This window comes from Shumkonia mesophila (assembly GCF_026163695.1).
Classification (GTDB): Bacteria; Pseudomonadota; Alphaproteobacteria; order Rhodospirillales; family Shumkoniaceae; genus Shumkonia; species Shumkonia mesophila.
On the sequence record NZ_JAOTID010000030.1, the window covers coordinates 16,486 to 27,006 of the forward strand.

Below are 10,521 nucleotides of genomic sequence, written 5' to 3' on the forward strand. Positions count from 1 at the left end.
CGCTTCACAAATATGTTGGCCCATCGCCACCGGCGACACGATGCAATCGCTGTAAAACGCAGCAAAATGCTGATAATTTGTAACCAATCGGATGACGTCGGACAAATTGTCGTAATGATCTGCCCTGGGATAACGGCGGCGTGCCATCCGGTTTAAGCACGCAATATTATAAGGCAGCACGAAAAACGAAGCTGCCTGCATTGGTGGGGAAGGAAACAAAATGACGCTGGCCGTCAAATCCATTTCTCTGCGAATCGTTTTGGGGCTGGGGACTCTGGTCATCGTTTCATCGGCGATCAGCATCGGCGTCGGCATCTATCAAATGCGTGGCCTGGCGGCGACGGCCGAAAATCGCGAACTCCGGGGGTATTTGGAAACCCTCAAGAGCGCCATCGCCGCCGAGACGTCGAAGGCCGAAACCCTGGCCGCGCTGGTCGCCCACCTGCCGCCGGCCCAGGATATGCTCGCCAAGCGCGATCGGGAGGGGCTGACCAAGCTTTTCCTGCCGGCTTTCGAGGCGTTGAAGAAGAATTACGCCGTCACCCAGTTCCACTTCCATCTGCCCCCGGCGACATCCCTGCTCAGGCTTCACGGACTGGACAAGTTCGGCGACGACATGTCGGCCGAGCGCTTGACGGTCCTCGCCACCAACACCAACAAATCGCCGACGGTCGGGCTGGAAACGGGCGCCGGCGGCCTGGGCGTGCGCGGCGTCGTGCCCGTATCCCAGGGCGGGAAGCATGTCGGGTCGCTTGAATTCGGCACCTCGTTCGGACAAGCCTTCTTCGATTCCTTCAAGGCGCGTTTCAGCGTCGACGCCGCGCTCTACATCCGCGACAAGGGCGGCTTCAAGGCCTTCGCGACGACGCTCGGCAAGGCCGATATCGTCGGCCGGGACCAGATCGATGCCGCTTTCGCCGGCAACCCCACGGTCGTGAGGAGCGACCTGAACGGCATTCCAACCAGTATCGTCGCCGGCCCGGTCACGGACTTTTCCGGCAAGACCATCGGCGTGGCAATCATCGCCCGGAACGTCGACGACTACGTCACAGCCCTGAGCCGGTCGAGAAACACGTCCCTTCTTCTCGGCGGGCTGGTTTTGGTCGTCGGCGTATTGGTCGCGGTAGCCATGGGCCGCCGTCTTTCGGCGCCGATCCGCCTGATGACCGCCGCCATGGGCCAACTCGCCGAAGGCGATCTGGAGGTGGCCATTCCGGCCGCCGGCCGGGCCGACGAAATCGGCCGCATGGCAAAGGCCGTCCAGGTGTTCAAGGACAACGCCATCGACAAGGTGCGCCTGGAGGCCGAACAGGCCGAACGGGAAAAACAGGCCGAGGCGGAAAAACAGGCGACGATGGTGAAACTGGCCGGGCAATTCGAAGCGGCGGTCGGCGCCGTGGTCGATCAGGTCTCGTCGGCGGCGACCGAGATGCTGTCCTCTTCCGAGGCGATGAGCGCGACGGCCGAAGAGACGACGCGCCAGGCCTCGGCCGTGGCGGCGGCCTCGGAACAGGCCTCGGCCAACGTCGAGACGGTGGCTTCCGCCGCCGAGGAACTGTCCTCCTCGATTTCCGAGATCAGCCGGCAGGTGACCCAGGCGTCTCAAATCGCCGCCGCGGCAGTGACCGAAGCCGAGAAGACCAACGTCAAGGTGCAAGGGCTGGCCCAGGCCGCCAACAAGATCGGCGAAGTGGTGGCCCTGATCACCGATATCGCCGAGCAGACCAACCTGCTGGCCTTGAACGCCACCATCGAGGCGGCCCGGGCCGGCGACGCCGGCAAGGGCTTCGCCGTGGTCGCTTCCGAGGTCAAGAACCTGGCCAACCAGACAGCCAAGGCGACCGACGAGATCGGCGCCCAGATCACCGGCATCCAGTCGGCCACCCGGGAAGCCGTGGCGGCAATCGAGGAGATCACCCGCACGATCTCGAAGATCAACGAGGTCAACTCGGGGGTTGCCTCGGCGGTCGAGGAGCAGGGCGCCGCCACCCAGGAGATCGCGCGCAACGTCGAGCAGGCGTCGGCGGGCACCCAGGAGGTCAGCTCCAACATTGCGGGCGTGAGCGCGGCCGCCAACGAAACCGGCGCCGCCGCCGGCCAGATCAACCGCGCGGCCGGCGAGTTGTCGCGCCAATCCGAAACGCTTCGCGCCGAGGTCGACAAGTTCCTGGCCAACGTGCGCGCCGCCTGACCTTCGTCGACGGCCCTTCCGGCCATCTTTCCCCGCGCCATCGCATGGACATGCGGCGGGGAACGGCTGGGTCAATGTAATTTGATTAAAATAATTAGAATTCTTCGACAACGTTACACAATACGGGCAATTCGTTACCAAGTTATCGGTTTCGGACACACAACCGTGACAATCCGCCCTTAACATCACTCCCCGTCGGCTTCGTCTTCATCAATTCCGTGTGGCGGGCCGGTATCGTCGGCAAGCACGGCGGCAAGACGGTCGTCAGCCGGGAAACCGGCGAGGGCATGCAATTCGGCGGTGTCATCATCGAACCGCACGGCATTTTATAGTGCAACCCGGGCAACCGCCCGCAACGCCTGTCATACGCGGCATGACCGGCGGACGTGCGGAACGACGCGGATGAAAACCTGAGGAATCCCATGAGAGCCATTCTTTCCACAGCATCCATCCGGAGCCGGATCATGCTCGGCTACGGCCTGATCCTTCTTCTGGCCATCATGGCCACCGTCGGGGCCGGCGTTTACCAAACGCGCGATCTGGTGACGACCGCCGAGCAGCGCGAGCTCAAGGGCTATTTCGAGAACCTCAAAGGGGCCATCGCCGCCCAGTCGTCGTTGGCGGAAACCCTCAGCACCCTGGTCGCCAACCTCCCCTCCGCCCAGGACATGTTCGCGCGCGGCGATCGCGACGGCCTGACCCGATTGTTTCTGCCCGCGAACGATATCCTGAAGAAGGATTACGGCGTCGAACAGTTCCAGTTCCACCTGCCGCCCGCCACATCCTTCCTCAGACTTCATATGCCGGCGAAATTCGGCGACGACCTTTCGTCCTTCCGCCAGACCGTCCTCGACGCCAATTCGAAAAAGGCCCCGATCGTCGGCCTGGAACACGGCGTGGGCGGGCTGGGCGTACGCGGCGTGGTGCCGGTTTCCCACGATGGCAAGCACATCGGCTCGGTCGAATTCGGCATGTCGTTCGGCGCCGCCTTCTTCGAAACCTTCAAGAAGCAATTCAGCGTCGACGCGGCCCTGTACGTTCAGGCCAAGGACGGATTCAAGCCGTTCGCCAGCACCCTGGGCAAAACCCAGGTCATCGGCCAGGAGGGGCTGAAGGCCGCCTTCTCGGGAACCCCCGTCGTCCTTCGCGTCGATCTAGACGGCGTGCCCACCAGCGTCTTTGCCGGTCCGGTTTCCGACTTCACCGGCAAGACGGTCGGGGTCGCCGTCATTGCCAAGGATGTCGAGGACTACGTCGCGGCAATGAACGCTTCGCTGATGACGGCGCTGGCCATCGGTGGCCTGGTCCTGGCCATCGGCCTGGCGGTCGCCGGCGTGATCGGCCACCGCATCGCCAATCCGATTCGCCGGATGACCGAGGCCATGGGCCGGCTGGCCGCAGGCGATCTGAAGGCCGACATCCCCGCCCAGGACCGCCGTGACGAAATCGGCCGCATGGCCGAGGCTGTTGCCGTGTTCAAGGAGAACGCCATCGAGAAGGGGCGTCTCGAGGCGGAACAGGAAGAGAGGGACCGTCAGGCCGAGGCGGAAAAGCGGGCGGCCATGCTGAAACTGGCCGATACCTTCGAGGCCTCGGTCGGTCATGTCGTCGGCCAGGTGTCATCGGCAGCAACCGAGATGCAATCCTCCTCCGAATCGATGAGTGCGACGGCCGAAGAGACGACGCGCCAAGCGGCCGCGGTGGCCGCCGCCTCCGAACAGGCTTCGACCAACGTGCAGACGGTGGCCTCGGCGGCCGAGGAGCTGTCGTCCTCGATTTCCGAGATCAGCCGCCAGGTGACCCAGGCCTCGCAAATCGCCTCGGCCGCAGTGACCGAGGCCGAGCAGACCAACATCAAGGTGCAAGGATTGGCCCAGGCGGCCAACAAGATCGGGGAAGTGGTGGCCTTGATCACCGACATCGCCGAGCAGACCAACCTGCTGGCGCTCAACGCCACCATCGAGGCGGCCCGGGCCGGCGACGCCGGCAAGGGTTTTGCGGTGGTTGCTTCCGAGGTCAAGAACCTGGCCAACCAGACGGCCAAGGCGACCGACGAGATCGGCGCCCAGATATCGGGCATCCAGTCGGCGACGCAGGAGGCGGTCTCGGCCATCAACTCGATCACCAAGACGATCTCGAAAATCAACGAAGTCAACTCGGGGGTCGCCTCGGCGGTCGAAGAGCAGGGCGCGGCGACGCAGGAAATCGCGCGCAACGTCGAGCAGGCATCGGCGGGCACCCAGGAGGTTTCGGCCAATATCGGCGGCGTCAGCCAGGCAGCCAACGAGACGGGCGCGGCAGCCGGGCAGATCAATCGCGCGGCCGGCGAATTGTCGCGCCAATCCGAAACGCTTCGCGCCGAGGTCGACAAGTTCCTGGCCGGCGTGCGCGCCGCCTGACCTTCGTCGACGGCACCTTCGACCGGGACCGGGCAGGGAAGGGCTGTTCCGGGCGGCCCGAGAATCCAATTTCGGCAACCCCTACCCCCTCAGGGCTAGGGACGGTCGTCTTCGAGGTAATGGAGGCCGCCCCGGCGTCACCGTTCACGGAGCCGGCTTTGTCGCCCACATGGCAGCCACGTAATCAATCCGCGACGATCTGTGACAAAAAATCGTGTTTTCAGACATTCTTCCGAAACAGCGGCCGGTTATGAACGACGCAGCAACGCCGCGCCACCGGTTTCCGTCGGTCGCAAGACCACCGAATGCGCGGGAAAAATAAAACCGAGCCCTTGAGGCACCCCATGAAAACCATTTCGTCAACACTCTCCATCCGGAGCCGGATCATGCTTGGCTACGGCGTGGTCCTGCTCCTTCCCCTCGCCGCCAACACGGCAATGGCCGATTGGCAAACCATGACATTCGTCATTGACGGCCTGGTCCTGGTCGTCGGCCTGGCCGTCGCCGGCATCGTCGGCCATCGCATCGCCGGCCCGCTCCGCCAGATGGCCGGCGCCATGGACCGGCTGGCCGCGGGCGATCTCGCGATCGACATTCCCGCCCAAGGCCGCGGCGACGAGATCGGCCACATGGCCGCCGCGCTTAAGGTCTTCCGCGAGTGCGCCGTTCACGCCCGTCATGCCGCCGCCGACCGCGAAGCGGCCGAGCGCCGGCGCGAGCACGAAAAGAAGCAGGAACTGCTGTCGATCCTGCATGGCATGGTCGGCGCCGGGGTGCGCAGCAACCAGACCGTCATGCGCCTGGCCCGCATGCGCAAGGAGGTGACCGAGGCCAAGAACCAAGCCCAGTCGATGGCGGCGGCGGTCGAGGAACTGGTGGCCTCGATTCACCAGATCTCGCAGACCAGCGACGACGCCACCAGCGACGCCAAGGGCGCCGGCGATGCCGCCGGCCAGGGTGTCTCGTCGTCGACCCAGGCCGTCACCTCCATGCGCCAGATCGTCGCCGCCGTCGAGCATGCCACCGCCGAGGTCAATACCCTGGCCGAGGAGTCCGAAAAGATCGGTGAGATCGTCTCGCAGATCGAAGACATCGCCGGGCAGACCAACCTCCTGGCCTTGAACGCCACCATCGAGGCGGCCCGCGCCGGCGAGGCCGGCAAGGGCTTCGCGGTGGTCGCCTCCGAAGTCAAGAACCTGGCCAACCAGACGGCCCGCTCGACCGAGGACATCCGCACCCGCATCGAAAGCCTTCGCGGCAAGATGGACGGCATCGTGTCCTCGATGAACCGCGGCTCCGAAGCCGTTTCCCAGGGCCGCGAGGTGGTGACGGCGATGGGCGGACAATTGGAGGACATCGCCGCCCAGGTCAACAACGTCACCCTCAAGATGGCCGAGATTTCCGGCATCCTCACCCAGCAGACGGCGGCGGCCAACGACGTTTCCCAGGGAACCGGCCGCATCGCCGACGTGTCGGCGGTCAATGACGACCAGATCGAGGCCATCCTTGCCGGGATGGACGAACTGAACACCCTGCTCACCGAACAGATCGGCGGCTTCGCCAGCCTGGGCATGGACCGCGCCATCGTCGAGATCGCCAAGAACGATCACATCCTGTTCGTCAAGCGCATTGTCGCCACTCTGGTCGGCCGCGAGAAGGTTCGGGCCGATGAACTCCCCGACCATCACAACTGCCGGCTCGGCAAATGGTACGACGCCGTCAAGAACCCGCTGATCAGCAAGAGCCCAGCCTTCGCGGCGCTGCTGGAGCCCCACAAGCGGGTCCATGAGTTCGGCAAAGAGGTGTTGCGCAAGTTCCACGGTGGCGACCACGATGGCGCGCTGGCCGCCATCGACCAGCTCCGCCAATCGTCGGAAGAGGTCCTGGGTCTTCTGGATCGCCTGGCCAAGGCGGTGGCCGAGCACGAAGAGGTGGAATTCGCCGCCGCCTGAACACACCGCCAAGCCTACCGGGAAGCGGTGGACCCTCCGGGTCCGCCCTTGCGAACCGTGATGCCTAGTGAAGTCTTGTTTCATTTTGTTACATATTCCCTACAATTTGAAACCAAAAAGCCCCCGTTTGACACGAGAGCGCGACACGACGGCGCTATGATGGCCCTGCAGATCGGGTGGGACTGTCTGCACAAGGCATGCGTCTTGGCGTGACAAATGGGGACCTCCAGGGAGAGGCCGCCGCACGTATTGGGCATACCTGTGGGCGCCCGCCCGCGAATATCAAACCCTTCGCGGGAGAATGAGATGTCCTTCGGCAAAGCATGCGTAGTGGCGATCGCCGGGCTCCTGGCCCTGGCGAGCCTCTCGGGAACGGTCGCCGCCTTCGATCCCAAGGCCGCGGTCGCCCTCATCGACGACGCCATGATCAAGGAGATCCACGGCTGGCTGGATGCGCCGGTGGTGCGCATCTCGGTCGAGGCCCAGAACAAGCGTCATGCCACCCTGTCGCAGGCCCGGATCGACGAGTTGGACAAGCAATGGGTGGCGGAGCGCAAGAACGAGGAGCAGCCGCTGATCGCCGCGACGCTCAGCAGCCCGCTGTCCAACTACCTGACCCAGATCCAGGCCGCCTCGGATGGCCTCTACACCGAGATTTTCGTGATGGACTTCAAGGGCCTCAACGTCGGCCAAAGCTCCATTTCCTCGGATTACTGGCAGGGCGACGAAGGCAAGTTCCAGAAAACCTTTCCGGTCGGGCCAGGCGCGGTTTTCGTCGACAAGGCCGGCCTCGATGAAGACACCAAGACCTGGCGGGCCCAGGTCAATCTCACCGTCGTCGACGCCGCCGGCAAGGCGATCGGCGCCATCACCGTCGAGGTCAACCTGACCGAGCTGGACCGTCGGCGCAACGGCTGACGCCCTCGGGGTCCGGAAAAGGAATTCGTCATGATCAATCGTCTGAAAATTTCGGCAAAGATCGCGCTCTCCTTCGCGGTGATGATTGCCGTCATGGTGATCGGCAGCACGCTGGTCCTGGTCAACGTCAGCCGGCTGGGGGAAACCACCCAAACCGAGATCGAGTTGAGCCAATTCCGGGCCAGTCTCGACCGCATGGGCGAAGGGCTCGACGACCAACGCGCCGCCATTCTCGATCTGCTGATCACCGGCAACCGCTCCGTCCTCGCCAATTTCGAGGCGGGCAAGACAAGGTTCGCGACGGCCTTGGCCGACCTTCAGAATATGGCCGGCAAGGATGCCCAGAGTCAGGCGCTGCTCTCGGCCATGGCGGCCGGCTACGAGCGCTGGAGCAAGGAGATCGCCCAGCGGCAGATCGCCCTGATGGGCAACGCCATGACCGTCAACGAGGCCCGCGCGCTCGAGGTTTCCGGGCTGCCCGCCGAACTGATGGCCGAGATCACCAAGGCCGAACACGAGCTGATCAGCCTCAAGACGGAGGTTTCCAGCCGGGCGCGCGACGACGCCCAGACCGCGCTGGGGCGGGTCAACCTGTCGTCATGGATCAGCGGCATCCTGGTGGCGCTGATTGCGGTGGCGGCCGGTCTGGCGCTGAGCCGCCTCATCGCCGGACCGATCCGATCCATGAGCCAGGCCATGCTCAAGCTGGCCGACGGCGACACCACCGTGGCGATTCCGGGCATCGGCAAGGGCGACGAGATCGGCGAGATGGCGGCCGCCGTGCAAGTCTTCAAGGACAACAAGATCGAGGCCGACCGCCTGGCCGAGGAACAGCGGCGCGAGCAGGAAGCCCGGGCGGCGCGGGCCAAGCGCATCGAGGATCTGTGCAAGGCCTTCGACGCCACGTCGACGGAAGCGGTGAAGTCGGTGGCGGCGGCGGCGACCGAGATGCGCTCCTCCTCCGAGGCGATGAGCGCAACGGCCGAAGAGGCGACGAGACAGGCCTCCGCCGTGGCGGCGGCCTCGGAGCAGGCTTCGGCCAATGTCCAAACCGTCGCCTCGGCAGCCGAGGAACTGTCGTCCTCGATCTCCGAGATCAGTCGCCAAGTGACCCAGGCCTCGCAAATCGCCTCGGCCGCGGTGAGTGAGGCCGAGCAGACCAACATCAAGGTCCAGGGCCTGGCCCAGGCCGCCAACAAGATCGGGGAAGTGGTGGCCCTCATCACCGATATCGCCGAGCAGACCAACCTTCTTGCGCTCAACGCCACCATCGAGGCGGCCCGGGCGGGCGATGCCGGCAAGGGCTTCGCGGTGGTCGCTTCCGAGGTCAAGAACCTGGCCAACCAGACGGCCAAGGCGACCGACGAGATCGGCGCCCAGATCGCCGGCATCCAGGCGGCGACCCAGGAGGCGGTCTCGGCCATTGAATCGATCACCCGCACCATCTCCAAGATCAACGAGGTCAATGCCGGGGTGGCCTCGGCGGTCGAGGAGCAGGGGGCGGCAACCCAGGAGATCGCCCGCAACGTCGAGCAGGCGGCGGCCGGCACCCAGGAAGTGAGTTCCAACATCGGCGGCGTCAGTCAAGCCGCCAACGAGACCGGCACGGCAGCCGAGCAGATCTATAAGGCGGCCGGCGAACTGTCGCAGCAGTCGGAAAAGCTGCGCGCCGAGGTCGACAAGTTCCTGGACAACGTGCGCTCCGCCTGACCCATCCTCCCGTTCGGCACTGCCAGGGGTGGCCCCATTGGGGGCCGCCCCTTTCTTTGCAAAGTGCGACTAAATTTCAATTCGCGAAGCCATTTGAAACAAAACCTCGATCACCCGGGCTCCGGGGCGCTGAACATTCTAAATTGTCACCTATTCTTTACAATTCGTTACCAAATTTTCCGCGTTTGACATGCTGCCGCAACACGGCATCGCGGATACTTCATCCTGCCAAATTGACGTTACGAACCACAGAAACGAACGAGGATGAAATGTTCCTGGACAAACTTAAGATCGGGTCGCGGCTCCTGCTGATCGTCGCAGGAACCGTCATCGGCATCGCCAGCGTCGGCGGCTACTCCCTGAAGGAAATTCGCACCCACCTGTTCGAGGATCGCCGGATCAAGACCGAACACGTGGTCGACACCGCCTTTACGATGCTCGAGTACTATGTGGCTGAGGAGAAGGCCGGACGCATGAGCCGCACGGACGCCCAGGAAACGGCCAAGAAGGCCCTTACCGCTTTGCGTTACGGCGATAACGAATATTTCTGGGTCGAGACCATGGACGGCATCATGGTGGCCCATGGGGTCAATCCGAAGCTGGTCGGCCGCGACATGAAGGGCGACCTCGACGGCAACGGCAAGGCTTACCAGCTTGAGTTGATTTCGGTCGCCAAAAAGGGCGGCGGATTCGTCGAGTACAGCTTTCCGAGGCCTGGCCAAACGGCTCCGGCGCCCAAGATTTCGTATGCCAAGCCGTTCCAGGCCTGGGACTGGTTCGTGGCGTCCGGCATCTACATCGATGACGTCGACGCCATCTTCATGGACGTGCTCATGGTCGTCGGCGGCGTCGCGCTGGTCATTCTCCTGCTGGTCGGCGGCGGCTCCATCGTCATCAGTCGCGGCATCACCAAGCCCCTTACCTACATCGCCACCAACATGCAGCGCCTGGCCGAAGGCGACAAGTCGATCAAGGTTCAGTTCACCGACCAGAAGAACGAGATCGGCGATCTGTCGCGCAGCATGGGCGTGTTCCTGGAAAAGACCATCGAGATGGACCGCATGCGCGAGGCGCAGGTGGAAGCCGAACGCAAGGCCGAGCAGGAAAAGCGCCAGGCCATGCTGAAGCTGGCCGACTCCTTCGAATCGTCGGTCGGCCATGTCGTCACCCAGGTATCGTCGGCGGCGACCGAGATGCAATCGTCCTCCGAGGCGATGGGGGCGACCGCCGAAGAGACGACGAGACAGGCAGCGGCGGTGGCAGCGGCCTCCGAACAGGCCTCGGCCAACGTGCAGACCGTCGCCTCGGCTTCCGAAGAACTGGCGAGTTCGATCTCCGAGATCAGCCGCCA

7 protein-coding genes are annotated in these 10,521 nt (G+C 64.1%); 6 read left to right on the top strand and 1 reads right to left on the bottom strand.

The window, feature by feature from the left end; translation table 11 throughout:
* Positions 1 to 220: 220 nt before the first annotated feature.
* Positions 221 to 2,191 carry a methyl-accepting chemotaxis protein gene (locus ODR01_RS24305; protein ID WP_316980308.1) on the top strand — a complete coding sequence of 657 codons (1,971 nt, stop codon included), beginning with the start codon at positions 221 to 223 and terminating at the stop codon, positions 2,189 to 2,191.
* A gap of 185 nt (positions 2,192 to 2,376) precedes the next feature.
* On the opposite strand, the gene ODR01_RS24310 is transcribed toward ODR01_RS24305, so the two are convergent.
* Positions 2,377 to 2,511, bottom strand: a complete 135-nt coding sequence (locus ODR01_RS24310; protein WP_316980309.1) for a hypothetical protein — start codon at positions 2,509 to 2,511, stop codon at positions 2,377 to 2,379.
* A 144-nt stretch (positions 2,512 to 2,655) separates the two neighbouring features.
* Here ODR01_RS24310 and ODR01_RS24315 point away from each other — a divergent pair, with 144 nt between their 5' ends.
* The 5 genes from ODR01_RS24315 to ODR01_RS24335 form a co-directional block, all read left to right on the top strand.
* Positions 2,656 to 4,590: a methyl-accepting chemotaxis protein gene (locus tag ODR01_RS24315; RefSeq protein ID WP_316980310.1), complete on the top strand. Its 1,935-nt coding sequence runs from the start codon at positions 2,656 to 2,658 to the stop codon at positions 4,588 to 4,590.
* A 386-nt stretch (positions 4,591 to 4,976) separates the two neighbouring features.
* The gene (locus ODR01_RS24320; RefSeq protein WP_316980311.1) at positions 4,977 to 6,542 is read left to right on the top strand and encodes a methyl-accepting chemotaxis protein; all 1,566 of its coding nucleotides are present in this window, start codon (positions 4,977 to 4,979) and stop codon (positions 6,540 to 6,542) included.
* A 306-nt stretch (positions 6,543 to 6,848) separates the two neighbouring features.
* The gene (locus ODR01_RS24325) at positions 6,849 to 7,460 is read left to right on the top strand and encodes a hypothetical protein (protein ID WP_316980312.1); all 612 of its coding nucleotides are present in this window, start codon (positions 6,849 to 6,851) and stop codon (positions 7,458 to 7,460) included.
* 30 nt (positions 7,461 to 7,490) lie between these two features.
* Positions 7,491 to 9,170: a methyl-accepting chemotaxis protein gene (locus ODR01_RS24330; RefSeq protein ID WP_316980313.1), complete on the top strand. Its 1,680-nt coding sequence runs from the start codon at positions 7,491 to 7,493 to the stop codon at positions 9,168 to 9,170.
* 269 nt (positions 9,171 to 9,439) lie between these two features.
* Positions 9,440 to 10,521: cache domain-containing protein (locus tag ODR01_RS24335; protein WP_316980314.1), on the top strand; the 1,082-nt coding region annotated here is incomplete at its 3' end.

Bases quoted from the DNA above. Each gene is read 5' to 3' on its own strand.
- ODR01_RS24305 (WP_316980308.1), top strand. From the start codon at position 221: ATGACGCTGGCCGTCAAATCCATTTCTCTGCGAATCGTTTTGGGGCTG.
- ODR01_RS24315 (WP_316980310.1), top strand. From the start codon at position 2,656: ATGCTCGGCTACGGCCTGATCCTTCTTCTGGCCATCATGGCCACCGTC.
- ODR01_RS24320 (WP_316980311.1), top strand. From the start codon at position 4,977: ATGCTTGGCTACGGCGTGGTCCTGCTCCTTCCCCTCGCCGCCAACACG.
- ODR01_RS24325 (WP_316980312.1), top strand. From the start codon at position 6,849: ATGTCCTTCGGCAAAGCATGCGTAGTGGCGATCGCCGGGCTCCTGGCC.
- ODR01_RS24330 (WP_316980313.1), top strand. From the start codon at position 7,491: ATGATCAATCGTCTGAAAATTTCGGCAAAGATCGCGCTCTCCTTCGCG.